A 23,941-nucleotide genomic window follows, 5' to 3' on the forward strand; every position below is an offset into this window, starting at 1 on the left:
TCAGCCGGGCGTGCCGCCACCGGCCAGGGCGGTCACGAGCGTCCGGACGTCCGGCGCCGCGGGCAGCTCGGAGACGGCCGCCACGATGCGGTCGGCAGCCTCCGCCCCGAGCACCGGATCCACCAGGGAGTGGAACTTGGAGACCAGGGAGTGCCAGCGCCTGTCGAGCTCGTCCGCCGGGGTCGGCCTGTTGACGTCGACCTCGGCCACACGCTCGGTCCCGTCCGTGAGGGTGACCCTGAGCGTCGAGGAACGGCTCGGGCCCGAACGCGCGACCACCTGGACGCGGTCGCGCAACGCGACCACCTCCGGCGCCTGCACGGACTCCTCCGAGAACGCCTGCTCGCTGAGGTCGCCGCGGGCGAGGGCCATCGCGGTGGTGAACCGCAGGCTGAACTTCCCCTCGAGCGGGCTCGTGGGCTCGGCGATGTTGCACACGCTGAGGTGCCCCGCAGGCACCCGGACCTCGATGCTCTCGACCTGGTCGGGGGTCAGGCCCGCCTCGCGCAGGGACAGCATGCCCTCGATGGCGGAGTGCGTCAGGTAGCAGGCGGCGTGGTACTTGAAGAGCACCGCCGTCACGGCCGGCGTCGACCACCCCCACTCGGGAGCCTGTCCCGAGGCCTCGGACTGGGTGTCCCGGAAGCCCTGCGGCGCGCCCAGCACGTCGGGATGGGCCGTGACTCCCCGCCTGGCCAGGTTGACGGCCCGGACGCCGGACTCCGCGGCCGCCCCCACCTGCAGGGGCTTGGACATGGTGCCGAACATCGACTTGAGCCCCGCAGCGCGCGTCCCGACGATGCCGAACGCCTGCGCCCAGTGCGCGTCGTCCAGCCCCGCCAACCGGGCGCAGGCCGCGGCCGCCCCGAAGGCGCCGACGGTCGCGGTGGTGTGGAAGCCCCTGGCGTAGTGCGAGGGCGCCATCAGGCGCCCCACCAGTGCCTGGGTCTCGAACCCCGTGACGAACGCCGAGACCAGGTCCCTGCCGCTCGCGGCGCTCCCCTCCGCCACCGCGAGCAGGGCGGGGAGAACGGGGGCGGAGGGGTGGCCCTCCATGAGGGCGCTCACGTCGTCGAAGTCGAGTGCGTGGGCGGCGGTGCCGTTGACCAGGGCGGCCTGGGCGCGCGACACGCGCTCGCCGGTGCCCCACAGGGTCGCCGCTGGGGCGGCTCCCTCCTCCAGGGCCTCGCTGCGGACCAGGTCGGTCACCGGCTCCCGCACGGCACCGATCGCGACGCCGAGCGTGTCCAGGATGCAGTGCAGGGCGCCCGCGACCACGTCTGCCCGATCCAGGTCGACGCCACGGGCGCGGGCCACCACCTGCTCAGTGAGGGTGGGTCCGGGTGCTCCGGTCACGCGCCGACCCCGGAGGGACGGCGTCGCACCAGCGTCGACCGCTCGCCTTCGAACACGACGACGCCGTCCTGCCGGCGTCCCCAGTGCCGGAAGACCACCGTCCCGGGCGCTCGGTCGTCCTCGCCTGGCTCGACGGAGACCACCTCGGTGAACGCCTCGATCGTGTCGCCGTGGTGGACGGGCGCCTTGAACCGCAGCTTGGACCAGCCGAGCTCCGCGGCAGCGTGCTCGGCGGTGTCCTGCGACGAGAGCCCGTAGACCAGGGAGGCCGTGGCCAGCCCGAAGACCAGGCGGTCGTCGCCGAGGGAGGAGCCCTTCATGAAGTGGTCGTTGAAGTGCGCCTGCGCGGTGTTCATCACCTGCTTGGCCGGCCCGCTCCCCTCGAGCTCGCCGACGGTGGCGGCGCGCGAGTGGCGCATCTGCTGACCGGGGTAGAAGTCCTCGAACCAGCCCCAGGGTCCGAGCACGTTGTCGTGATCAGTCACTGCTATCACCACCTGTTGTGTCGCGGGTGTCTGCCTCGTGCGGGGGAGTGGACCAAGCGTCCAGAACGGCGGCCGGATCGTCCTGGCCCAGCGAGGGGCCTCGCCCCCGGACGCGCGACGGCGTGGCGCTGAACTTGACGGGGGAGCCGGCGATCGTCACCGGCCGGTCGGAACCGGGCTGCTCGACCTCGACGAGCATCTCCCGGATGCCTGCGTGCTTGTCCGCGAAGATGTCGGCAGCCGTGTGCACCGGACCGATGGGCACTCGCCCGCCCAGGAGACCGATCACGGTGGCCGTGGTGTGCCCGGCGAGCCAACCGCCGAGGATCTCGCGCACCTCGTCCCCGTGGGCGACGCGTGCCACGTTGTCGAGGTAGCGCGGGTCGTCGGCGAGCTCCGGCCGGCCCATCGCCTCGACCAGGATGCGCCAGTGGTTGTCGCTGGGTGCGGCCACGGCGATCCAGCCGTCCGCGGTCTGCATGATGTCGAAGGGGGAGAGGAGCGGGTGGCCGTTCCCCATCGGCTCGGGGGTGATCCCCGTGTAGGAGTGCTGGTAGACGATGCGCTCGCACAGCGCGAGCACGGCGTCGTACATCCCGACGTCGACGAACTGCCCTTCGCCGGTGCGCTCCGCGTGCCGGACGGCCGCGGTGACGCCCAGCGCGAGCAGGGTTCCGGGGAAGATGTCCCCGATCCCGGGGCCGGACTTCAGCGGCGGGCCCCCGACGGGCCCGGTGATGCCGGCGAACCCGCCCATGGCCTGCGCGACGATGTCGAACGCAGGCCACTGCTCGTAGGGGCTCTGCCCGGACCGGGCGTCGCCGAAGCCTCGCAGGGCCGCGTAGACGAGCCGGGGGTTGACCTGCGACAGCACCTCGTAGCCGAGCCCCAGGCGCTCCATCACCCCGGAGGAGAAGTTCTCGACCACCACGTCGGCGACCCGCACGAGGTCCAGGAACTGCGCGGCGCCCGCCTCGTCCTTCAGGTCGAGGACGATGCTGCGCTTGCCCCGGTTGACCGACTGGAAGTAGCCGCCCAGGGCCACGGTCCGGTCGTCGTCAGCGCGGAAAGGGCCGAGCTTTCGCGTGCGGTCACCCGTGGCGGGCTCGACCTTGACGACGTCCGCGCCCATGTCGACGAGCAGCATCGTCGCGAACGGACCGGCGAGCATCGCGGTGAGGTCGAGGACCTTCACCCCGTCCAGCGCTCCGGGCGCGGGTGCACCGCTCATGCGACACCGCACAGCCGTGCACGTTCCAGCACGGCGTCGAAGATGCGAGCGGTCGCGGCGTCGATCATCATTCCATTGAACGAGGCGGCGCCCAGTCCCGCTTCCTCGGCCTCCCGGACGGCCTGCACGGCGGCGGTGGCCCGCTCGATCTCAGACGGCGTGGGTGCGAAGACCTCGTTGGCGATGGCGATCTGGCTGGGGTGGATGGCCCACTTCCCGACCGCGCCCAGCGTCGCGGCCCAGTTGGCCTCGCGCTCGTAGCCCTCGGGGTTGGCGATCCCACCGAAGGGTCCGTCGACGGCGTCCAGGCCGTGGGCCCGCGCGGCGACGATCATCCGGTTGCGGGCGTAGTGCCACACGTCGCCCGGGTAGCCGTTCTTGCCCTCGGCCGACGCGCCGATGTGTCCCAGGCGGATGCCCTGGCTGGCGGAGAGGTCTCCGACGCCGAGGATCAGGGCCTCGAGCCGCGGCGAGCTCGCCGCGATCTCCTCCACGCACGCGAGCGCCTGCGTCTCCTCGATCAGCGCCTCCAGGCCGATGCGGCCGGCCTCGAGGCCGAGCCGCGTCTCGAGCTGGGTCAGGAGGTCGTCGACGAACCACACGTCCCGAGGGCTCATCACCTTCGGGATGATGACGACGTCCAGGTTCTGTCCGGCCTGGGTGACGATGTCGATCAGGTCTCCGTGGCACCACTCGGTGCTGACCGGGTTGATGCGGACCGCCCGGGTCTTGATGCCCCAGTCGAGGGTGTTGAGACCCTCGATGATGTTGCTCCGGGCGGGGACCTTCTCCGAGGCCACCACCGAGTCCTCCAGGTCGAGGAAGACCAGGTCCGCGTCGCTAGCCGCTGCCTTCGCGATCATCTTCGGGCTGTGCCCGGGGGTCGAGAGCTCGCTACGTCGCAGCCGGTTGCTAGGCATGGTCGTTCCTTCTGTTGGGAGGGTTGGGGTGGTCGCCGCGAGCGACGACCAGGTTCGTTCGGTCGAACTCCAGGACGAGCTCCCCGTCCTGGTTGCGTGCGCTGGTGTGCCAGGTGACGATCCCGACGCCCGGCTTGCTGGCCGACGTCCGCATCTCGACGACGCGGGAGGTGGCCGAGATCGTGTCCCCGGGGTAGACCGGGCGGCGGAACACGCACTCGTCGATGCCCAGGAAGGGCCCGCCGGCCTCGCTGAGGTCCTCGACCGACAGCCCGACAGCCGTGCACAGGACCAGCATGGGGTTCACGACGGCGTCGGGGTGGCCCAACGACCTGGCGTACTCGGCGTTGAGGTGGAGAGGCAGCCATGCGCAGGTCGCGGTCGAGAACGCGACGTTGTCGGCCTCGGTCAAGGTCCGGCCCCAGTGGTGGACCAGCTCCTGGTCCACGGAGAAGTCCTCGTACTTGTTCCCCTTGCTCATCAACGGGAAGGAGTCGAGGTCGGGGCCACCTCGGTCCTGCTCGGGCCTGGGGGCCGGACGTGTGCCGGCCGGCGCGACCTCGCGCGGCCGCCACGTCGCTTGACCGTTCTCGGTTTCCATGACGACCATCATTGCCCAAAATTGAAGTTTGTCAACGAACAAGTTTTATCGGCGTGGTCTCGGCGCCCGGTTCGCCCGCGGGGAGCGGTCGATCTGCCCGGCCGCCCCGGGGTTCGCTCCGGGGGTTCAAATTGTCACTCCCGGGTTCTTGTGGCGGGGGTCACCTCTGTGGTTGCATCAGCGATAGTTGTCTAACCGACAAACTTTCCCCGAGAACCCAGGAAGTGTCATGCGAGTACTAGAGGGCGGTGCCGGAACCGCGGAAGCCGGGGGGCGCCGCGCAGGCATGTCATGCCAGCGCACGAGGACCAGGAGGTGCCACCGGTGAGCGCCCGGAGTCGCCGGCGGAGCCGGTTGGACGCCGCGGTCGACCTGCTGACGATCCCGGCTGGGATCGCCGTGGGCGGGCTGATGGTCGTCGCCGTCGCCAACGCCCTGTCACGCACCGCTGGCAAGCCGATCGCGGGAAGCATCGAGCTGAGCACCTACTGGTTCATGCCGGTGCTGGTGTTCCTCGGCATCAATGTGGCGCACCGCAAGCGAGAGCACATCGCGGCGGACCTGGTGTACACCCGCATGCCTGCGCAGATCCGTCGCGAGGTGACGTTCGCCGGCGACCTGCTGGTCCTCGTCTTCTGCCTGGCGTGCGCGTGGTTCGGCTGGCTTGAGGCGATGGAGGCCAGGGAGGTCGGTCGCAGCTCACCCACGTCCTGGGTGCCGATCTGGCCACTCATGTTCATCGTGCCCCTGGGCTTCGCGATCTTCTGCCTCCAGCTCGCGCGTGACCTGCTCCGGTCGATCGGGCTGCTCCCGGGTTCGGGAAGCGGAGAGCCCGACGACGCGAAGAGGCCCACTGACCTCGAAGGAGCAACGCTGTGAGCTTGTACGAGCAGGAGAAGACGCCTCCCGTTGACGACGTGACGGGCGGTGTGGTCGCGAGCGCGCCCGTGCCGCCCGCGCCGCCCGCGCCGCGGGCCGGCTCCCTGTGGGCCTGGCGGATCGTGCTCTGGGGGCTCGTGGCAGCCACGGGCGTGGGCATGTGGCTCGACGTGTCGCCGGGGATGATCGGCACGTTCGCGATCCTCATGATGCTCACGTTCCTGGCGATGAAGATCCCCGTGGCGGTGGCCCTGGCCGCGCCCGGACTTCTGGGGCTGTGGGCGCTGACGGGTGAACGGGCGGTGGAGGGCACGCTCAGCCGGATGCCGTTCGACACCTCGGCGTCCTGGTCCCTCACGGTCATCCCGATGTTCGTGTTCATGGGCGTGATGCTCTTCGAGTCCGGGATCACGCGGCATCTCTACACGGCGGCGAGGCACTGGGTCGGCTGGCTGCCGGGAGGCTTGGCGGCGGGCACCGGGCTTGCCGGTGCCGGCTTCGCCTCGCTCTCGGGATCGACCCTGGGCAGCATCTTCCCCCTGGCCCGGGCCGGGATCCCTGAGATGCTTCGGGCGGGCTATGACAAGCGCCTCGCCATCATGTCCGTCATGGCGGCCGGCACGCTGGCCCACCTGATCCCGCCGAGCCTGCTGATGGTCATCTACGCCGGGGTGGCGCAGACGGCGGTGGGTCCGCAGCTGATGGCGGGGCTGCTGCCGGGCATCGTCCTGACGGGCCTCTACATCGCCACGTTCGTCGGGCTCTCGATCATCAGGCCGGCGATGGGTGGCCGCGGCAAGGCGCGCGTGTCGTCCAGCTGGTCCGACAGGTTCGGCTCGTTGGGCCCCATCTGGCCCGCCCCGATCCTGATCATCGTCATCGTCGGCGGCATCTACGGGGGAGTGCTCACCGCCACCGAGGCTGGTGCGGTCGGCGCGCTGGGAGCCGTCGTCATCGGACTCGCGATGCGGCGCAAGGACCGGCCGTTCGCGGCGGTCGCGGAGGCGACGAAGGCGACGGTCTCCACCGTCGGCGCCCTCTTCTTCCTCCTCATCGGGGCGCACATGTTCAGCCGACTGCTGTCCTTGAGCGGTCTGGCCGACGGGTTCGTGGAGATGGTGATCGAGATGGAGCTCGGTCGGGTCCAGTTCCTGATGCTGGTGACCGTCGTCTACCTGGTGCTCGGCATGTTCATGGAGTCGCTGGTGATCATGCTGCTGACCGTCCCCCTGCTGCTTCCGCTGCTGGAGCCGCTCTCGATCTCACCGATCTGGTTCGGGGTGTTCGTGGTGATCCTGATGGAGCTGGCGATGCTGACCCCACCCGTCGGCGTCATGTCCTACATCATCCACGGGATCGTGCAGGACGCGGCTGTCAACGTCGGCCACAAGATCCCGTTGTCCTCCGTCCTCGTGGCGGCCTGCTGGGTCGTGCCGATCCCGCTCCTGCTGATCGGGATCATGATCGCGGCCCCGGGGTTCGTCACCTGGATCCCGGACAACATGTCGGGACCGTAGGTCGCCGACGCGGACCACGCAGAAGAACCCTCAGGGCCGAGGCCCTGAGGGTTCTTCTGTGTCCGGCGTCAGATGTAGTAGCCGCCGTTGACGGCGATGTTCTGGCCGGTGATGAAGCGAGCCGCGTCGCTGACCAGGAAGGTGATCACGGGGGCGATGTCCCGGTCCGGGTCCCCGAACTTGCCCCCGAGCGGCACCTTCTGGCGCAGCAGCTCGTCGTAGGCGATCTTCTCCTCGTCCGAGAGCTTGTTGCGGTGGTTCTCCAGCATGGGCGTCGCGGCAGAGGGGTGCACCACGTTGGCGCGGACGTCGTACGGCGCCCACTCGACCGCGATCGTTCGCGTCCAGGCCGTCACCGCGCCCTTGGAGGCCGCGTAGGCGGCACCGTTGGGGTAGGCGGTCAGCGCCGACGAGGACGCGAAGTTGGTGATGCTGCCCCGCTCGGAGTTCTTCAGGTGCGGCAGGGCGGCCTGGTTGGTGAAGACCGGTCCGCGGGCGTTGACGTCCATCACCCGTGTCCAGTCGGCGGTCGACAGCTCCGCCGCGGGGCCCTGGAGCAGGATTCCCGCCACGTGGACCAGCGCGTCGAGTCCGCCCAGGCGCTCGACCGCCTCGTCGACGACGCGGCCGACCTCGTCCCGGTCGGTGACGTCACAGCGGAGGAAGTGCTGCCCGACGCTGGCCGCCACCTCCCTGCCGGCGTCCTCCGAGACGTCCAGCGAGACGACTGAAGCGCCTGCTGCCGCCAGGGAGCGCACGCAGGCCGCGCCCACGCCGCTCGCACCCCCCACGACGATAATCTTCTTGTCCATCCTGAGCTCCTTCTCGCGCTGTGGCCCTGCAGGGGGCTTGGGTGCTGGTCGAGGCCGGAAGGACCCGGAAGGCCGGGCCCGACGTCACTCTGCTCCGACACTAACTGGACGCGCAACAAATTTTGTATCCAGGACCGGGGCAGGGGCTTGACGTGCGCCACGTCACAGGGAATATTACTTGCTGACCGAACAACAACTACCGACCGTGCGGTGGGCCATCGGTTTCCCAGTGGATCGACCACGTCCTTCTGTCCGTCGGACGGCCGGGGCGACGAGGTCGCGGCTGTGGAAACGGGTCCGACGCGTCGCGTCGTACGCGTTCTCGGTGTCGTGCGCGTGGCGAGACGAGGCGATCGTCGTGTTCTTGTCGAGCGGCGCTGCAACCAATCGAAAGAGGGACGTAAGAAGATGTGGAACGACACTTGGAGGTGCGGGGCCGTCACGCGGTCTCGCCGTTACGCGGCCGGGGTGGCCGCGACGCTGGCAGTCGCGCTGCTGGCAGGATGCGGAGCCGGGGGCAGCTCCTCGGGCGGATCGGGTGAGTCGGTGCCCGCGGGCGCGGAGAAGCAGAAGTTCATCGACGCCCTCGCTGACATGGACCCCGTCGAGCTGAGCATCAGCTCCAACCAGTCTCCCGGCCAGGGATTCTCCGTCGCCGTGGAGAACTACGCGGAGGCCGTGGAGGAGTGGTCCGGCGGAAAGATCACCTTCAAGGTCATCTACTCCGGCGCCGTCGCCCCGATCACCGAGGCCTCCCAGGCGATGGCCGACGGGCTCATGGACATGGGCATGTGGAGCTACGGGGCGCTGTTCGACACCTTCCCCATCGCTGCGGCGACGCAGGAGACGTTCTTCCTGCACGACACCAGCCCCCTGACCGGCACGCTGGGCCTCCTGGCCGCTGCCGTCGAGCAGGGAGCCAACGAGGACCTGCGGGAGGAGATCAAGAGCCAGGGCCTGCAGCCCATGCTCCCCCTGCTCCCCATCTCCAGCGCGGTCATCCTCTGCAAGGGTGACCCGGTCACCTCCTCCGCCGAGGCCAAGGGCAGGTCGATCCGCGCGGCCGGTGGCTCGGGACTCGCGGACGAGCTCGGCGCCGTCGGCTTCACTCCGGTCGACGTGCCGTTCGCGGAGGCCTACGACGCGATGCAGCGCGGCGTCACCGACTGCGAGGGGGCGCCGATCACCAGTGTGCTGGCGACCGGTCAGCTCGAGATCGCCGACCACCTCACCTTCTCCGAGGGGACGCCCTTCACCGCGTCGCCCGGTGCCTTCGACATGAGCCTCGAGGTCTGGGAGGAGCTGCCGCTCGCGGCTCAGCAGCTGCTGTTCGACCGTCTCGACGCCTTCCTCGTCGGGTTCAGCCAGGTGGGTCAGCTCGATGACCCCGCCAAGGCGATCGCCGTCGCGAAGGAGCACGGGGTGGAGTTCCACACCTGGAGCGCGGAGGACCTCGACGAGCTCGAGGCGCAGCACGCCGCGAAGCTCAAGGCGATCGCCGGGGAGACGTTCGGCGGCCTCGACGGCCAGACGATCGTCGACGAGGCGCAGGCGGCTCAGGAGAAGTGGAGCGGGATCATCGCCGACCTCGGCTACGACGACTCCGGCGTCAGCTGGGAGGACTACCCGGCGTGGCTGGAGGAGAACGACGTCGACCTTCAGCCCCTGTTCGAGAAGGTCGTGCAGGACGCCCTCGGGGAGCACCGACCGGAGTGAGGCCGGGCCTGTCCTGACGGCAGGGTCCGGCGCGATCCATGGGGTCGCGCCGGTCCTGCCGTCGTCCGGGGCCGGCCGTGACGCCTGGTCCCTTTCCCTCACCCTAGGAGGAAGCGGCATGAGCAAGACGAGAACGGCACTGGTGACCGGGGCTGCCAGCGGATTGGGGGCGGCCACGGTGGAACGCCTCCGGAAGGACGGGCACCGCGTGGTCACCCTCGACCTGAGCGGTGCCGACCACGAGGTCGACGTGTCCGACGAGGCCTCGGTCGCCGCGGTCGCGAAGATCGTCGGCCCGGTGGACATCCTGGTGAACTCGGCGGGGATCATGGGCGCCAGCTCACCCTTCCTCGAGATCGACACGGGGGAGTGGGAGAAGCTGTTCGCGGTCAACGTGCTGGGGACCGTGCACACCATGAAGGCCTTCATCCCGGCCATGCGCGACCGCGGGTGGGGGCGCGTGGTGAACATCGCAAGCATGGCCGGCAAGGACGGTCAGCCGACCCTCGCGCCCTACTCCGCCTCGAAGGGCGCCGTCATCGCGCTCACGAAGGCGGTGGGCAAGGAGCTCGCCACCTCAGGGGTGCTGGTGAACGCCGTGGCGCCCGCACTCATCTCGACCGGCATGAACGTGGAGTCACCTCCCGAGGTGCTGCGCCGGATCGTGGAGACCATTCCGATGGGGCGTGCGGGGCGGCCCGAGGAGGCGGCGGAGCTCATCGCCTTCCTCTGCTCGGAGAGCGTCTCCTTCTCCACCGGCGCCGTCTACGACCTCAGCGGCGGCCGCGCCACGTACTGACCGACCGACTTCGACCGCCGACTACTGACCGAACCGACTTCGACCGCCGACCAGATGAGGGAAGAACAGATGCGACAGATCACGAAACGAACCCAGGCCGGCCGGGCGAGGGCTCGCGGCTACGCCTTCGCGGCCTCCGGCTCCGTGCTGGGGATGCTCCTTGCCGGATGTGGCGGTTCGTCCGAGGCCGGTGGGGCGGGGGAGTCCGTGCCCGCGGGGGCCTCGAAGGAGGCGTTCGTCGAGGCCCTGGCGGACATGGAACCGGTCGAGCTGAGGATCAGCTCCAACCAGCCCCCGAACCGGTCCCACTCAGTGGCGGTGGAGAATTACGTCGAAGCGGTCGAGGACTGGTCGGGTGGGAAGATCACCTTCGACGTGAGCTACTCCGGTGCCGTGGCACCCATCACGGAGGTGGCGCAGGCGATGGAGGACGGGCTCCTCGACATGGGTGTCTGGAGCTACGGCGCGGTGCTGGACTCCTTCCCGGTCGCCGCGGCGACGCAGGAGACGTTCTTCCTTCACGAGCCGTCCCCGGTCGCGGGAAGCCTGGAGCTCCTGAGCTCCGCGGTCGCGCTCTCCGCGCGCGACGACCTGCGTGCGGAGCACGAGGAGCGGGGGCTGAAGCCGTTGCTCCCCCTGCTCCCGGAGATCAGTCCGGTGATCCTGTGCAAGGACGAGCCGGTCACGTCCACCTCGGACGCCGAGGGCAGGACGATCCGCGCGTCGGGCGGGTCCGGCGCGGCCGACGAGGTCAAGGCGCTCGGGTTCACCCCTGTGGACGTGCCGTTCGGGGAGGCGTACGACGCGATGCAGCGTGGCGTGACGGACTGCGACGCGACACCGATCGTCGGGCAGCTCGTGGCCGGCCTCCTCGAGGTCGGCGACCACCTGACCTTCAGCGACACCGCATCCCTGACGGCGGCTCCGGCTGCCTTCGACATGAGCCTGGAGACGTGGGAGAGCCTGCCGCTGGCGGCCCAGCAGCTGCTGGTCGACCGGCTCGAGGACTTCCTGGTCGGCTACAGCGGTGAGACCCAGTTCCGGGCGGCCGCCGAGGCCCTCACCGTCGCGCAGGAGGAGGGCGTGGAGCTCCACCTCTGGGAGACCGACGACCTCGGGGCGCTGCGAGACCACCAGGAGGCCAAGCTGGCCGAGATCGCTCAGCGATCGTCGGCCGTCGATGGTCAGGCGTTGATCGACGACGCTCGACAGGCCCTCGACACGTGGCGCGGAGTCATCGAGGAGCTGGGCTACTCCCAGGACGTGACCTGGGACGAGTTCCCTGCGTGGGTCGAGAGCGAGATGCCTGATCTCGAGCCGTTCTTCGATCGCGTGGCTCAGGACGTGCTGGCCGCCCACCGGCCTGAGTAGCGACCCAACCACCCGACGAAGGGACCCGAGATGAGTTCAGAGCAGCGTCAGTCGACCACCCCGGACGCCGGGGTCGCGGGCAGCGTCCTGTCCGAGCTGGTGGCGAAGCAGGAGCTGTACGAGAACATCGCCCTCTACTGCCGCGGCCAGGACCGCAAGGACCTCGACCTGATGAAGTCCACCTTCTGGCCGGAGGCGACGGACAACCACGGGGCGTTCGTCGGATCGGCCCACGAGTTCTGCGAATGGGCCCACCGGAACCAGAAGACGTCCCGGCACCGCTCCCACCACTACATCACCAATGTCCTGGTGGAGCTGGACGGAGAGCAGGCCAAGCGCGAGACCGCCTTCACCTTCGTGATGGTGACCCGCGGCGGGACGACGAAGATCCTGGGTGGTCGCTACCGGGACCTGTGTGAACGTCGCGGTGGGGAGTGGAAGGTGCTGCGGAGGCTGGTGATCCACGACCACGTCGCAGAGTTCCCCTCCTCCGACGACTACGACGGGATCCTTGGCGGGATGCCGGAGAGCGCGCCTCGCGGGGGCCTGTACCCGGACGACCCGATCTACGACGCCGCGTGGTGATCTGACGCGCACCGGGGTCGGGGCGGTCTGGAGGGAGGGGGACCCTTGACAGAAAGAATAGTTAGTTGTCTAGTTAGTCTTGGCGCCGGCCCATCTGACGACGATGAGCCGGAAGATGGCGAGAGGAAACCTGGATGAGCTTGAACGCCTGTGTCGTGGGTGTGGGTACCAGCGACGTGATCGGCCCCGATGCGGCCCGCAGCCCGCTGCGGCTGCAGTTCGAGTCGTTCCGGTCCGCCCTCGGTGACGCGAACCTGACCAAGGCCGACGTCGATGGCCTGGTCACCAACTGGGGTGCCTGGCGCGGCGTCGACTACGACGAGTTCGTCGTGGCGGCGGGACTGGACCTGTCCTGGGTCAGCCAGCTGTGGACGCACGGACGCTGGACCGCCACGGCGGTCCAGCAGGCTGCGATGGCTGTGACGACGGGTGTGGCCGAGGTCGTGGCCGTGGTGAACAGCTTCACGACCGGGACCGGCTACTACCGCCACCTGCCGCAGATGGCGACCTCCCTGGGTGCCGTGGACGAGGCGTTCCGCGACGGCGGAGGCCCGTACGCCAACTGGACGGTGCACGGGTCTCCCGGCGCTACCGCCGGTGCCGCCCTGGCGCTCCAGCAGTACATGGACCGCTACGGAGCGACCGTCGAGGACATGGCCGAGATCCCGGTGACCCTGCGTCGCATGGCCGCGGACAACCCCAAGGCGCTGCTGCGTGACAAGGCGCTCACCGTCGAGCAGTACCTGGCGGAGCCGGAGCTGATCGGGTCGCTGCGCGAGTCCGACATCTGCCAGATGGTCGAGGGCTCCACCTGCCTCCTGGTCACGACGCCGGAGCGGGCGGCCGACCTGGGACGCCCGATGGTGCACCTCACCGGGGCCCAGGGGATCCAGTCCTCACGCGACGGCTACGCCTTCTTCTCCCGGCCCGGCATGGGTGCTGGTGTGAGCTCGAGGTACGACTACGTCGCGCCCGACACCTTCCCGGCGTTCCGGATGGCAGGCATCACCCGCGAGGACGTCGACGGGCTCTACACCTACGACCCGTACTCGCAGATGATCTGGATGGCGCTGGAGCGCTGGGGCTACTGCGGCGCCGGCGAGGCGGCCGCCTACGTCCGCGAGAAGGGGATCGGGCTGGACTCGCCCCTGCCGATGAACACCTCGGGGGGAAGCCTGGCCGAGGGGCACATGTACGGCTACGGGCACATGATCGAGATGGTCAGGCAGCTGCGCGGCGAGGCCGGCGCACGCCAGATCCAGGACGCGAAGGTCCTCCAGTGGGGGGCCGCCTGGGGCGACGCCCTGGTGTTCACGAACGAGAGGACGAACTGAGATGGCTGACGGCGAGAGCCTCACTGAGGTGCCTGTGTTGGAGCGCGTGGCCGCGGCTCCGGGCAGCGCACCGAACGTCCACCCCGACACCGCTGGCTTCTGGGAGTCGCTGCAGCGCGGTCACCTCTCCCTCCAGCGGTGCGGTGAGTGCCAGACCCTCCGGTTCCCGCTCTCGACGCACTGCCACGAGTGCCTGAGCGACGTCTACGCGTGGGAGCCCATCGAGCCGCGAGGCACCGTGGACGTGGCAGTGCGGGCCCACGAGTCGATCGGGAACCTCCCGGCCAGCGGAGTGAGCCTGCCCGAGCCCTGGCGGCGGATGACGCCGTACCTGACGGGCTCGGTGGAGATGGAGGCGGGCGTGCGCCTCCCCGGCCGGATCATCTGCCGGTGCAACGAGGCGTTGAAGCCCGGTACGCCGGTCCGGGCCGTCCTGCTGGACGCGCTCGACGGAGCGACTGTGTACGGATTCGTCCATGACTGTGAATGACGAGAGCAAGGAGTTCGTGATGGACGCCAGTGGCGTGTCGGGGTCGGGTGGGTTCTCGATCGGTATCGACGTGGGCGGGACGTTCACCGACCTTGCCTGCGGTGACGGGGAGTCCTTGTGGCGGGCGAAGTCGCCGACGGACCCCGCCAACTTCGGTCGTGGTGTCCTGGGCGCCTGTCGGCTGGTGGCGGAGCAGGTCGGGCTGCCCCTGGACGAGTTCCTCGCCCGGGTGGAGCGGTTCGGCCTCGGGACCACCGCGGTGACCAACGCCCTGGTCGAGAAGCAGGGGGTCCCCGCGGGGCTGCTCACGACGGTGGGGTTCGAGGACACCATCTCGATGGCGCGGTCCCGGCGGGTCTCGATCGACGGCTGGCTGGTCCCGCCGTGGAGCCCGATCGAGCGGTCGGCCGTGGTCGGCATCGAGGAACGGACCGATCGCCACGGGGACGTGCTCGTCCCGGTGGACCTCGAGGCCGTGCGTGCCGCGGTCACCGATCTTGTGGAGAACCACCAGATCGAGGCCCTGGCCGTCTCGTTCCTGTGGTCGTTCAAGAACCCGCAGAACGAGCTCGCGGTCGTGGAGTTCGTCCGCCGCGAGTTCCCAGACCTGCCCGTGTTCAGCGGCGTGGAGCTGCACCCGAGCATCCGGGAGTACGAGCGCAGCCTGGTGGCGGTGCTCAACGCCGTCATCAGCAAGTCCCTGGACGGGATCGAGGCCCTGGCGCACGAGCTGGCCGACTCCGGCCTGCGGGTGCCGCTGCTGCTGCTGCAGACCAGCGGCGGCACGGTGACCCTCGCGGAGGCGCGTCGCTCGCCGGTCGTGCTGGTGGCCTCCGGCCCCGCGGCCGGGGTGATGGCCGCCGCCGAGGTGTGCGCCGACGAAGGCATCACCGAGGCGATCTGCGGCGACATGGGCGGCACCAGCTTCGACCTCGCCGTGATCACCGGTGGTCAGCCGCAGCGCTCCGAGCGCGGCGAGCTGCACGGGATGATCCTCGCGCAGCCCCGGGTGGACACCCTCTCGATCGGGTCCGGCGGCGGGTCCATCGCCTGGGTCGACGGTCGCGGTCTGCTGCGGGTGGGACCGCGCTCGGCGCGGGCGAAGCCCGGACCGGCCTGCTACGGCAACGGCGGCACGGACGCGACGATCACCGATGCGCTCGTCGTCCTGGGATACATCGACCCCACCAGCTTCGTGGGCGGGACCCTGGACCGCGACGCGGCCCTGAAGGCCTGCGCGACGCTGGGGGAGAAGCTGGGCCTCTCCGCGGAGGAGACCGCCTGGGGCATTCGCGAGATCGCCCTGGCCGAGATGGTCAAGGCGACCCGGCTGCACGCGGGGTCCAGCGGCCTCGACCCCCGCGGGCTGTCCCTGATCTCCTACGGCGGCAGCGGTGGCCTGTTCACCGGGAGCATCGCGCTGCAGACCAACATCCCGCAGGTCATCGTGCCCCCCGCGGCCTCGGTGCTGTCGGCGTTCGGCGCGGCCTCGGCCGACGTCCGGCGTCAACGGATCAAGTCCGCGGACGTGCTGCTGGAGCGCGCTGACACCGAGGGGATCGCCGCGGAGCTGAAGCGGCTCGGTGACGCGGTGTTCGAGGACGTCGGTGGTGACGGCGTGCCGGAGGAGGACCGTGCGGTCTCCTTCGACGTGGGCGTCCGGTTCTTCCGGCAGACCTCGGAGGTCTCGGTCCCGGTGGACGGGACGACGTTCGACGTCGAGACCATCCGGAAGGTGTTCCTCGAGCAGTACGGCGCCCGCTACGGCGTGGGCGCGATCGGCCGCAACGCCCAGCTGGAGGTCACCTTCCTGCGGGCCGTCGCGACCGGGCGGCTGCCCCGGGCCACGTTCCCGCGCGACGCCGCGACCTCCAGCGGTGGCGCCCCCGAAGCGTCGTCGTACCGCACGGTCTACCTCGACCGCGACGGTGGCGAGCAGATCCCGTGCTACCGGACCCCCTCCCTGGTGCCCGGCGACCGGATCCAGGGCCCGGCCCTGGCCGACGACGTCGACACCACCGTGTTCGTCCCCCGCGGCGCGACGCTCACGGTGAGCGAGCGCCGCTCCCTGCGACTGGAAGTGAACTCCGATGTCTCTTGACAACATTGCACTCGAGGTCCTGCGGCACCAGCTCGACGCCTTCTGCGGTGAGGGTGCTGCGACCATCCAGCGCACAGCGGTGAGCCCGCTCGTGGTGGAGGGAGGTGACTACTCCTGCACCCTGCTCGACGCCCGGGGCGGTCTCGTGACCGGTGGCGGGCACATCGCGAACCACTTCTTCGCGGCCACCAACGCCGTCGCCGGCGTCTTCATCGAGCACGGCGACGACATCGAGGACGGGGACGTCTTCTTCGCCAACGACCCGCACCGTGGTGGTGGGCTGCACGCCCAGGACGCCTTCATCATGAAGCCGGTCTTCGCCCGCGGTCAGCTGGTCGCGTGGCTGGCGAACTCCGCGCACCTGGTCGACGTCGGCGGCATGCAGCCCGGCTCGTTCGCCCCTGGTGCCACGGACTGCTTCCAGGAGGCCATGCGACTGCCCGCGGTCAAGCTGCTGGCGGCCGGTGTGGAACGCCGCGACACGTGGAACATCCTGCTGAACAACGTGCGGATGGCCGACCTGGTCGAGATGGACATCCGCGGCCTGGTCGCCGGGGTCGACGTCGGCGCGGCCAAGCTCAAGGAGCTGGCGGAGCAGATGGGCCCCGAGGCGCTTCGCGACGGCTTCGACCAGCTCAACCGGCGCACGGAGGAGGCCCTGCGCGCCGAGCTCGAGCTGCTCGAGGACGGCGTCTACCGCTCCACCGGCTGGGCCGAGTGGAACGAGGAGCGCTTCCCGATCCCCTGCACGACCACCGTGCAGGGAGGCTCGATCCGGTTCGACTTCACCGGCACCGCCCCCCAGACGGACCACTTCTTCAACTCGAAGGCGTACATCGTCAAGGGCAAGATCGGCGTCGAGCTGCAGCGACTGATCGGCCGTGACCTGCCCCTGAACCAGGGGTTCTACGACGCGATCGAGGTGCACTGCCCGGAGGGCAGCCTGCTGAACTGCCTGCACCCTGCTCCCGTGGGTGCCGCACACATGCCCGCCTCGCACGACGCCAGCGAAGCCGCACTCCGGACGTTCCACGCCGCTGTGGCGGCGTCCCCGGACAGCCCGAGCAGGGAGTTCCTGTCCAGCTCGCAGACGATGTCGGCGAACTCCGTGGTGACCTTCTCGGGGAAGGTCGACTCCGGACGCACCGACTCCTGGATCATGGTCGACGGGTCGGGCAACGGCTCGCCGGCCGGGCACGATCGGGACGGCACCGACTTCAACTTCAACCTCGTCGGTCGCAAGTCCCCGATCCAGGCCAACGACGTGGAGGTCAGCGAGTCCTGGTACCCGATCCGGTTCCTGTACCGGCGCCGCTCGGCCGACGCCTCCGGCGCCGGTCAGTTCCGCGGTGGCCGTGGGGTGGACCTGGAGTTCGCCATCGCCGGTTCGCCGCTCGTCACCGGCGCGACGATCGGCGGGCACGGCTACGTGCCGATGGTCGGTACCGCGGGTGGGGCGCCCGGCCGTCCCGCGAGTCTCGAGCTGCACCACCCGGACGGCACGGTCACGCCGATCGGCAGCAACGAGCAGGGTTTCACCATCCCGGAGGGGCACAGCTACTCGGTGAGGGCCGCCGGAGGCGGTGGTTGGGGTGATCCGCTGGACCGCGAGGTGTCTGCTGTCCTCGAGGACGTCGAGGCGGGACTCATCACCCCCGAGGACGCGCTGGACGTCTACGGCGTCGACGTCAACGACGGGACGACCGATTACCGACAGGTGCTCCTGAGCCAGCGACTGGCCCACGCCCGCCCCGCCGCGGTGCCGCCGGCGCCGGTCGACCCCGAGGAGCTCATGCGCACGCCCGCGCTCCCCATCGCGCCCGGGGTGGAGCAGCGCGGCCGCGTCGCGGTCAGCACCCGCTCCCAGGCCGTCCTGGCCCACGCACCCGACCACTGGACCGAGGGGTGCCCGGTGCTGGTCACCACGGTCAACGAGGGCGTCGAGACCCGTCAGTACCTCGACCCGGCCACGGGCCACGCGCTGCACACGGAGGTGGCGCTGGCCGGGTACGACCGGAGCTTCGAGTCCAGTCCTCGGCGCTGGGTCAGCGTCGACTGACCGGCTCCGGCACGTATCCCGAGACACCCACCGAACGCGCAAGGAGAACCATGGACAAGAAGGTCATCGTCGTCGGGGGAGCCAGCGGACTGGGCGCAGCCTGCGTCCGCTCGCTTGCTGGAGCAGGAGCCTCCGTGGTCTCCCTGGACGTCGCGGAGGAGCTCGGGCAGCAGGTCGCGCAGGAGACCGGACAGCGGTTCCTGACCTGTGACGTCACGAACCGTGATGAGGTCTTCTCGGTGGTCGACGAGGCCGCCAACGGGCTCGGTGGCCTGGACGCACTCGTGCACGCCGCCGGCGCGTTCGCCCAGGGCCCGGCCGAGGACCTCAGCGACGAGGACTGGGACAAGGTGATGAACGTCAACGCCCGGGGCACGATGCTGACCAACCGCGCCGCCCTTCCGCACCTGCAGAAGGGGGAGCGGAGCAGCATCACCAACTTCGCCTCCTCGGCGGCCCTGACGGCGCTCCCGGACCGGGCCGCCTATGCCGCCTCCAAGGGAGCGGTGATGGCGTGGACGCGCACCATCGCGGTGGAGTGGGCGCGCTTCGGCATCCGCGCGAACGTGCTGCACCCCACCGCATCGACGCCGATGGTGGACGAGTACCGCCGCAACCTCACCGAGGAGGAGCGGGTCGTCTACTTCGAGAGGCTGCGGGAGCGCGTGCCGCTCGGCGGTGAGTTCGGGGACCCCGACGTCGACATCGCGCCCGTCATCACGTTCCTCGTCAGCGACGGCGCCCGCTTCATGACCGGGCAGAACATCTGCGTCAACGGCGGCTTCTACATCTGAGTGTCCGCAAGCCGTGGGTGCTGGGGGAGGTGAGCACCGGTCGTCGTCGACCGGGTCGACATGAATCTGGGAATCTACCTCGACCTGCGGGGCTCCGAGGAGCAACCGTGGGCCTCCGTCTACGAGCGGGCACTCGCCCTGTGCGAGCGAGTCGACGAGACGGAGGCATCCTCGGTCTGGTTGTCGGAGCACCACGGCTACCCGGACGGCTACCTTCCCCAGCCGCTCACCTTCGCGGCCGCCGTCGCGGCACGCACGCGGCACGTGCGCATCGGTACGGCGGTCCTGCTGGCGCTGCTGCGGCATCCGCAGCAGGTGGCTGAGGAAGCCGCCGTCGTCGACAACCTCAGCGACGGGCGGCTCGACCTGGGACTCGGGGGAGGATCGCGTGCCGCGGAGTTCGCCATGTTCGGGATGTCCCCGCCGACGGCGCCGCTGCGTTCACTCTTCGCGGCCAGGGACGCGATCCGCTCCGCCCTCTCCTCGGGTGGTGTGACACCACCTCCGGTCCAACGCGAGGTCCCCTTGTGGCTCGGCTGCGGGGGCCCGGTGGGTGTCCGTCGTGCTGGACGGGAGGGGTCTCCTCTCCTCAGCGTCAGGCGAGATCTCTGGGAGCACTACCGTGCGGGTCTCGTCGAGGGAGGACACGACGTCGAGCGGGTCGGACGGATGTCCGGTGCCGTGAACGTCTTCCTCACCGATGCGCCCGCGCGTGATCGAGACGTCGTGGCTCGGGCCTACCAGCGTCTCTGGGACACCTACGACGCGGCCCAGCCAGGCCCCGACCGCGCCCCACGCCCAACGTCGACCGACGTCGATGCCGCGTTGGCTGCCGGCCTGGGCGGCGCTTCCCGCGGACTCGTCATCGCTAGCGTGGAGGAAGCCGCGGAGCTGCTGACCGACCACTTCCGCGCAATGCCGGTGGACACCGTCTTCACGTGGGCCTCCCTCTTGGGGTTGCCCCACGAGCTGGCCGACCGGCACGTGGACCTCTGGACCCGGGAGCTGCCCGGCCTCATGCGCGAACTGGACGCGTGAGTCCGTCGCGTCGCTGGCGGCGCGGGACGGTCCTGCATGGGGGACGCCCAGGGCGAGCCAGCTGATGAGACCGACGTCGTCTACTCCGAGGAGGAGACCCTCGGCGGCCTGAACCTCTACTCCACCGACTCGGAGACGATCGATCCCGCTCCGTCCACCTCGCCGAGCTGTTCGCCACCCATGCGGCCATCGCGCTGGGGCGGGTGCGCGTCGAGGACCAGCTGAACCAGGCCATCGCCACCCGCAAGGTGATCGGCCAGGCCATCGGGATCATCGTCGAGCGCTACCAGATCCCCTCCGACCGTGCCTTCCAGTTCCTGGTGCGCGCCTCCCAGCACGGCAACATCAAGCTGCGCGACGTGGCCCAGGAGGTCGTCGAGAGCACCGACGAGCGGTACGCCAAGAAGCTCGAGAGCTAGACGCTCACAGCCCGACCCGGGTGAGCAGCCCGCCGACCCGGTCGCCCGGGTCGCCCGGGTCGTCCGGGTCGTCCGGGTCCTCCAGGGGCGCCCACGAGCCTGCCGGGGCTGGTGGGACGTCTGGTGGCCGGTGCGTCCGGCATACCCCCTCGGACGGCGGGGTACGGAGCGTCCGAGCGGACGACAGGGGTGGGGTATGGAGCCAGTGCCGGAGACGGCCGCGGTGCTGCGCGACATGGCGCGGAACCATCAGGTGGGCTTGGCGCTCGCCCTCCTGGGCGCGGCGCGACGGGCCGAGGCGATCGTGCCCGAGTGCGTCGGGATGAGCGTGGGTCTGGTCTCCGAGGGCGTCACCTTCACCCTGGTGGCCAACGAGGAGACGGTGGCGGCCGAGGACAGCCGGGATCCTGACCGGGCGCCGTGCCGCGATGACGCTGAGAGCGGCCAGGGCGCGGCCGGCGGGGACCTCTTCGACGAGGAGCGCTGGCTCGACGACGCCCAGGCGGGTGCGGCGGCGGGGGTCGCCTCGACCCTGTCGCTGCCGATCCTCGACCAGGGCGAGGTCGTGGGAAACGTCAGCCTCTACGCCTCGACCCCCACGGCGTTCGAAGGCCGGCACGAGGCTCTCGCGGAGGCGCTGGGAGCCTCGGCCGAGGCGGTCGTGCGCAACGCCGACCTCCCCTTCGAGACCCGCCGCCTGGCCGAGAGCTGCACGCCCACGCGACACGGCTCCCCGGAGGTCGAGGTCGCCGTGGGGATCCTGATGGGCCGTCACGGCGTGGGTCCGGCGGCGGCTCGGGCAAGGCTCCGCGAGGTCGCCCTCCGGGCAGGCATCACCGAGGCCGAGGCCGCGCGCGTGATCACTCGCAGCACCGGCGTCGACTCCTCCGACTAGACCGGACCCGGTGGGCGATGCCTGGGTCGTCCCGCGTCCGGTCCGCCCTCAGGGCAGGGCGAGGTAGCCGGCGAGGACCCGCCGGAGGCGACCGAGGGCCGCCTGCTTCCCCGGTTCCGGAACGGCGCAGGAGAAGTCGTCGGCGTCCGGCCGGGCGTCGCGGGCCGCCTGCACGATCATCGCCTGGACGAGGTCGGCCATCGCGGCCGGCTCCGCCTCGCCGAGCGCGGCCAGGGCCTCGCGCAGCGGGACCTGGAGCTGCTCGTGGAACCTCTCCATCGGACCGTGCAGGACCTGCGGGTCCACCACGCCGGCGAGGGCACGGGCGACGGACTGCTCGCTCCCGGTCATCAGGTCCCAGGTGGCCTCGACGTAGGCCCAGACCTTCTCGCCGGGGGTGGCCGCCGCGTCGACCCGGTCCTGGACCCGCTGGGACCAGTCGGGGAAGACCTCGGCGACCACCGCTTCCAGCAGGGCGTCGGCGGAGGTGAAGTACTGGTAGACGCTGCTCCTCGCCACCCCGGCCCGCAGGCCGACGGCGGCGATGGAGGGCGCTTGACCGGTCTCGGAGAGGAGAGCCCGGGCGGCGGAGACCAGCGCCTGCCGCCGCCGGGCGTGGTGCTCGGCGATGGTGGGTGCGTCGATCCTCGGCATGCGGGCCTCCCCTCTTCGACCGGGCGGGTCAGAGCGCCGCCGGCCCCAGTCTGCCGTCGAGCATTTCATAGACCCGGTCGCAGTGGTGCAGGACGTCCTGGTCATGGGTGACCATCAGGGTCCCGACCCCGTGCTCGTGGGTCTCACGGGCCAGCAGGCCGACGACCTCCTGGCTCCGTCGCCGGTCGAGCGCCGCGGTGGGCTCGTCGACCAGCAGGAGGTCGGGACGGGTGCTCAGGGCCCGGGCGATGCCGACCCGCTGACGCTCACCCCCGGAGAGCTCGTGCGGTCGCCGCGTCGCCTTGTGGTCCATGCCCACCTCGGCCAGCAGCGCCATCGGGTCCCGGGTCTCCCGGGACCCGCCGAAGGTGCCGGGCAGGCGCACCTGGTCCAGCGCCGTCAGCGCCGGGACCAGGTTGGTGCTCTGGAAGACGAACCCGATCCGGTCGCGCCGCAGCCGGTCGCGCTCCTTGCGGCTGGCGGCGACGAGGTCGACGTCGCCCAGCCGGACCTCGCCCGAGGTGGGAGCGGTCAGGGCGCCGGCGACGGCGAGCAGGCTGGACTTGCCGGACCCGGAGGGGCCGACGATGCCCACCAGCTCACCGGCGGCCACGGTGAGGCTGACCCGGTCGAGGGCGGTGACGGTCTCGTCGCCGTCCCCGAGGGTCAGGGTGACGTCGGCGAAGGTGAGTGCGGCGTTCATCGGTTGCCTCCGAGGGCGGTGAGGGGGTCGACCCGGGTGATCCTGAGCACGGCGACGCCCGCGCCGGCCGCACCGAGGGCGAGCAGCAGGGCCGCGGCCCCGGCGATGGGGCCCGCCTCCAGGGCGAAGGGCATGTCGGTGGCGCCGATCGCACTGCCGAGTCCGACGCCGACGGCGATCCCGAGACCGGCGGAGACGACGAGCAGGGCGACCGCCTGGATGAGGCTCTCCCGCAGGAGGTAGCCGGTGCTGGCGCCGAGGGCCCGCAGAACCGCGATCTCGCCGCGGCGCTGGATGGTCAGGACGGTGAAGAAGGCGCCCACCACCAGGGCCGAGATGGCGTACAAGAACCCCTGGATGAGCTGGAGGGTCGAGGTCTCGGCGGTGTAGCCGGGGGAGGCGTTGAAGGACTCCTCCAGGGTCATGGAGGTGGTCGAGGCGTCGGCGTCACCGGCCGCGAGGTCGAGGGCGTCCTCGTCGTCGGCCCGGACCGCGACGGCGGTGATCTCGTCGTAGACCCGGTCCGGCACCGCGTCGCCGCTGCGCACGCCCGCGCGCGCCTCCTGCCAGCTCTTCAGGGAGAGGTAGCCGACGTCCACGTGGCCGTAGGTGTGCTGGTCGTCGAGGATGCCGACGACCTCCAGCTCCTGGCCGCTCGGCTCGAGGATCACGGTGTCGCCGATCTCGACCCCCTCGTCGGCCGCCGAGCCGGAGAGCACGATCTCGCCGTCGCCGGCCAGGCGGCGGCCCTCGTCGGCCCCGGGGTCCACGAAGGAGCCGAGCTCCACGCCGAACAGGGCGAGGTCGATCTCCGCGCCGCCGTCGGTGCGCCCGTTGACCAGGGCGTTCCCGAACGGGGCGGCCTCGGTGACCCCGGGCTGCTCGGCCCAGGTGTCCACCGTGTCGGCGGTGATCACGCTGCGCGAGAAGGCAGAGCTCTCGTCCACGTCGTGCTGGAAGGCCAGCGACGTCACGGGGAGGCGCTGCAGCCCCGAGACCCCGTCGTTGACCAGTCCGACGGACAGGCCGCTGAGCAGCACCATCAGCACGGAGATGAGCGCGACGACCGAGCCCATCAGGACGAATCGCCCGCGAGCGAAGGAGAGCTCGCGCAGGGCCAGGAACGACGGTCTCATGGGACCCACCTCGTTGTCGACATCATGTCGATAAACATACCGACAC

At 70.5% G+C, this 23,941-nt stretch carries 23 protein-coding genes; 14 read left to right on the forward strand and 9 right to left on the reverse strand.

Features of this window, described 5'->3' with window-relative positions:
* Genes AC4BG9_RS16175 through AC4BG9_RS16195 form a run of 5 tightly spaced genes read right to left on the reverse strand, consistent with a single transcriptional unit; the run spans position 1 to position 4,593 of the window.
* Positions 1-1,356: an MmgE/PrpD family protein gene (locus tag AC4BG9_RS16175; protein ID WP_490572145.1), complete on the reverse strand. Its 1,356-nt coding sequence runs from the start codon at positions 1,354-1,356 to the stop codon at positions 1-3.
* Positions 1,353-1,841 (reverse strand): MaoC family dehydratase, encoded by a 489-nt coding sequence (locus tag AC4BG9_RS16180; protein ID WP_490572146.1) that lies wholly within the window; start codon positions 1,839-1,841, stop codon positions 1,353-1,355. The genes AC4BG9_RS16175 and AC4BG9_RS16180 overlap by 4 nt, the downstream gene beginning before the upstream one ends.
* Complete coding sequence (locus AC4BG9_RS16185) at positions 1,834-3,072, reverse strand: CaiB/BaiF CoA transferase family protein (protein ID WP_490572147.1); 1,239 nt, start codon at positions 3,070-3,072, stop codon at positions 1,834-1,836. The genes AC4BG9_RS16180 and AC4BG9_RS16185 overlap by 8 nt, the downstream gene beginning before the upstream one ends.
* Positions 3,069-3,992 carry an HpcH/HpaI aldolase/citrate lyase family protein gene (locus AC4BG9_RS16190; RefSeq protein ID WP_489966388.1) on the reverse strand — a complete coding sequence of 308 codons (924 nt, stop codon included), beginning with the start codon at positions 3,990-3,992 and terminating at the stop codon, positions 3,069-3,071. The genes AC4BG9_RS16185 and AC4BG9_RS16190 overlap by 4 nt, the downstream gene beginning before the upstream one ends.
* Positions 3,985-4,593 carry a MaoC family dehydratase gene (locus tag AC4BG9_RS16195; RefSeq protein WP_490572148.1) on the reverse strand — a complete coding sequence of 203 codons (609 nt, stop codon included), beginning with the start codon at positions 4,591-4,593 and terminating at the stop codon, positions 3,985-3,987. The genes AC4BG9_RS16190 and AC4BG9_RS16195 overlap by 8 nt, the downstream gene beginning before the upstream one ends.
* 354 nt (positions 4,594-4,947) lie before the next feature.
* Here AC4BG9_RS16195 and AC4BG9_RS16200 point away from each other — a divergent pair, with 354 nt between their 5' ends.
* On the forward strand, positions 4,948-5,472 hold the full coding sequence (locus tag AC4BG9_RS16200; protein ID WP_490572149.1) for a TRAP transporter small permease: 525 nt from the start codon (positions 4,948-4,950) through the stop codon (positions 5,470-5,472).
* Positions 5,469-6,989 carry a TRAP transporter large permease gene (locus AC4BG9_RS16205; protein WP_490572150.1) on the forward strand — a complete coding sequence of 507 codons (1,521 nt, stop codon included), beginning with the start codon at positions 5,469-5,471 and terminating at the stop codon, positions 6,987-6,989. The genes AC4BG9_RS16200 and AC4BG9_RS16205 overlap by 4 nt, the downstream gene beginning before the upstream one ends.
* 68 nt (positions 6,990-7,057) lie before the next feature.
* On the opposite strand, the gene AC4BG9_RS16210 is transcribed toward AC4BG9_RS16205, so the two are convergent.
* The gene (locus AC4BG9_RS16210; RefSeq protein ID WP_490572151.1) at positions 7,058-7,801 is read right to left on the reverse strand and encodes an SDR family NAD(P)-dependent oxidoreductase; all 744 of its coding nucleotides are present in this window, start codon (positions 7,799-7,801) and stop codon (positions 7,058-7,060) included.
* A gap of 468 nt (positions 7,802-8,269) precedes the next feature.
* Between AC4BG9_RS16210 and AC4BG9_RS16215 the strand changes: the two genes are divergently transcribed.
* The 12 genes from AC4BG9_RS16215 (at position 8,270) to AC4BG9_RS16270 (ending at position 21,402) form a co-directional block, all read left to right on the forward strand.
* On the forward strand, positions 8,270-9,517 hold the full coding sequence (locus tag AC4BG9_RS16215) for a TRAP transporter substrate-binding protein (RefSeq protein WP_490572152.1): 1,248 nt from the start codon (positions 8,270-8,272) through the stop codon (positions 9,515-9,517).
* A 118-nt stretch (positions 9,518-9,635) separates the two neighbouring features.
* On the forward strand, positions 9,636-10,316 hold the full coding sequence (locus AC4BG9_RS16220) for an SDR family NAD(P)-dependent oxidoreductase (RefSeq protein ID WP_490572153.1): 681 nt from the start codon (positions 9,636-9,638) through the stop codon (positions 10,314-10,316).
* Positions 10,317-10,385: 69 nt separating this feature from the next.
* On the forward strand, positions 10,386-11,687 hold the full coding sequence (locus AC4BG9_RS16225) for a TRAP transporter substrate-binding protein (protein WP_490572154.1): 1,302 nt from the start codon (positions 10,386-10,388) through the stop codon (positions 11,685-11,687).
* A gap of 30 nt (positions 11,688-11,717) precedes the next feature.
* The gene (locus AC4BG9_RS16230) at positions 11,718-12,272 is read left to right on the forward strand and encodes a nuclear transport factor 2 family protein (protein ID WP_490572155.1); all 555 of its coding nucleotides are present in this window, start codon (positions 11,718-11,720) and stop codon (positions 12,270-12,272) included.
* 134 nt (positions 12,273-12,406) lie between these two features.
* Positions 12,407-13,606: a thiolase C-terminal domain-containing protein gene (locus tag AC4BG9_RS16235; protein WP_490572156.1), complete on the forward strand. Its 1,200-nt coding sequence runs from the start codon at positions 12,407-12,409 to the stop codon at positions 13,604-13,606.
* 28 nt (positions 13,607-13,634) lie between these two features.
* Positions 13,635-14,096, forward strand: a complete 462-nt coding sequence (locus AC4BG9_RS16240; protein ID WP_490572157.1) for a Zn-ribbon domain-containing OB-fold protein — start codon at positions 13,635-13,637, stop codon at positions 14,094-14,096.
* Entirely contained in the window at positions 14,083-16,197 is a 2,115-nt protein-coding gene (locus AC4BG9_RS16245) for a hydantoinase/oxoprolinase family protein (protein WP_490572158.1), read from the forward strand. Before AC4BG9_RS16240 ends, AC4BG9_RS16245 begins: the two co-directional genes overlap by 14 nt.
* Positions 16,187-18,256, forward strand: a complete 2,070-nt coding sequence (locus AC4BG9_RS16250; RefSeq protein ID WP_490572159.1) for a hydantoinase B/oxoprolinase family protein — start codon at positions 16,187-16,189, stop codon at positions 18,254-18,256. The genes AC4BG9_RS16245 and AC4BG9_RS16250 overlap by 11 nt, the downstream gene beginning before the upstream one ends.
* Before the next feature lie 50 nt (positions 18,257-18,306).
* Complete coding sequence (locus tag AC4BG9_RS16255; RefSeq protein WP_490572160.1) at positions 18,307-19,050, forward strand: SDR family NAD(P)-dependent oxidoreductase; 744 nt, start codon at positions 18,307-18,309, stop codon at positions 19,048-19,050.
* 60 nt (positions 19,051-19,110) lie between these two features.
* Complete coding sequence (locus tag AC4BG9_RS16260; RefSeq protein WP_490572161.1) at positions 19,111-20,088, forward strand: LLM class flavin-dependent oxidoreductase; 978 nt, start codon at positions 19,111-19,113, stop codon at positions 20,086-20,088.
* 203 nt (positions 20,089-20,291) lie between these two features.
* Positions 20,292-20,507, forward strand: coding sequence for an ANTAR domain-containing protein (locus AC4BG9_RS16265; RefSeq protein ID WP_490572162.1), 216 nt, complete (start codon positions 20,292-20,294; stop codon positions 20,505-20,507).
* Between the two features lie 196 nt (positions 20,508-20,703).
* Positions 20,704-21,402 (forward strand): GAF and ANTAR domain-containing protein, encoded by a 699-nt coding sequence (locus AC4BG9_RS16270; RefSeq protein ID WP_490572163.1) that lies wholly within the window; start codon positions 20,704-20,706, stop codon positions 21,400-21,402.
* Between the two features lie 48 nt (positions 21,403-21,450).
* On the opposite strand, the gene AC4BG9_RS16275 is transcribed toward AC4BG9_RS16270, so the two are convergent.
* Genes AC4BG9_RS16275 through AC4BG9_RS16285 form a run of 3 tightly spaced genes read right to left on the reverse strand, consistent with a single transcriptional unit; the run spans position 21,451 to position 23,895 of the window.
* Positions 21,451-22,056: a TetR/AcrR family transcriptional regulator gene (locus AC4BG9_RS16275; RefSeq protein ID WP_490572164.1), complete on the reverse strand. Its 606-nt coding sequence runs from the start codon at positions 22,054-22,056 to the stop codon at positions 21,451-21,453.
* Positions 22,057-22,084: 28 nt separating this feature from the next.
* Complete coding sequence (locus tag AC4BG9_RS16280) at positions 22,085-22,759, reverse strand: ABC transporter ATP-binding protein (protein WP_490572165.1); 675 nt, start codon at positions 22,757-22,759, stop codon at positions 22,085-22,087.
* A complete protein-coding gene (locus AC4BG9_RS16285; RefSeq protein ID WP_490572166.1) occupies positions 22,756-23,895 on the reverse strand; it encodes an ABC transporter permease in 1,140 nt (379 codons plus the stop codon). The genes AC4BG9_RS16280 and AC4BG9_RS16285 overlap by 4 nt, the downstream gene beginning before the upstream one ends.
* Positions 23,896-23,941: the final 46 nt, after the last annotated feature.

The sequence above is a fragment of the Nocardioides sp. Z40_12 genome (assembly GCF_058215795.1).

Coding starts and splice junctions, on each gene's coding strand:
- AC4BG9_RS16185 (WP_490572147.1), bottom strand. CDS start 3,072: ATGAGCGGTGCACCCGCGCCCGGAGCGCTGGACGGGGTGAAGGTCCTC.
- AC4BG9_RS16190 (WP_489966388.1), bottom strand. CDS start 3,992: ATGCCTAGCAACCGGCTGCGACGTAGCGAGCTCTCGACCCCCGGGCAC.
- AC4BG9_RS16195 (WP_490572148.1), bottom strand. CDS start 4,593: ATGGAAACCGAGAACGGTCAAGCGACGTGGCGGCCGCGCGAGGTCGCG.
- AC4BG9_RS16210 (WP_490572151.1), bottom strand. CDS start 7,801: ATGGACAAGAAGATTATCGTCGTGGGGGGTGCGAGCGGCGTGGGCGCG.
- AC4BG9_RS16220 (WP_490572153.1), top strand. CDS start 9,636: ATGAGCAAGACGAGAACGGCACTGGTGACCGGGGCTGCCAGCGGATTG.
- AC4BG9_RS16225 (WP_490572154.1), top strand. CDS start 10,386: ATGCGACAGATCACGAAACGAACCCAGGCCGGCCGGGCGAGGGCTCGC.
- AC4BG9_RS16230 (WP_490572155.1), top strand. CDS start 11,718: ATGAGTTCAGAGCAGCGTCAGTCGACCACCCCGGACGCCGGGGTCGCG.
- AC4BG9_RS16235 (WP_490572156.1), top strand. CDS start 12,407: ATGAGCTTGAACGCCTGTGTCGTGGGTGTGGGTACCAGCGACGTGATC.
- AC4BG9_RS16245 (WP_490572158.1), top strand. CDS start 14,083: ATGACTGTGAATGACGAGAGCAAGGAGTTCGTGATGGACGCCAGTGGC.
- AC4BG9_RS16250 (WP_490572159.1), top strand. CDS start 16,187: ATGTCTCTTGACAACATTGCACTCGAGGTCCTGCGGCACCAGCTCGAC.
- AC4BG9_RS16255 (WP_490572160.1), top strand. CDS start 18,307: ATGGACAAGAAGGTCATCGTCGTCGGGGGAGCCAGCGGACTGGGCGCA.
- AC4BG9_RS16260 (WP_490572161.1), top strand. CDS start 19,111: ATGAATCTGGGAATCTACCTCGACCTGCGGGGCTCCGAGGAGCAACCG.
- AC4BG9_RS16270 (WP_490572163.1), top strand. CDS start 20,704: ATGGAGCCAGTGCCGGAGACGGCCGCGGTGCTGCGCGACATGGCGCGG.
- AC4BG9_RS16275 (WP_490572164.1), bottom strand. CDS start 22,056: ATGCCGAGGATCGACGCACCCACCATCGCCGAGCACCACGCCCGGCGG.
- AC4BG9_RS16280 (WP_490572165.1), bottom strand. CDS start 22,759: ATGAACGCCGCACTCACCTTCGCCGACGTCACCCTGACCCTCGGGGAC.
- AC4BG9_RS16285 (WP_490572166.1), bottom strand. CDS start 23,895: ATGAGACCGTCGTTCCTGGCCCTGCGCGAGCTCTCCTTCGCTCGCGGG.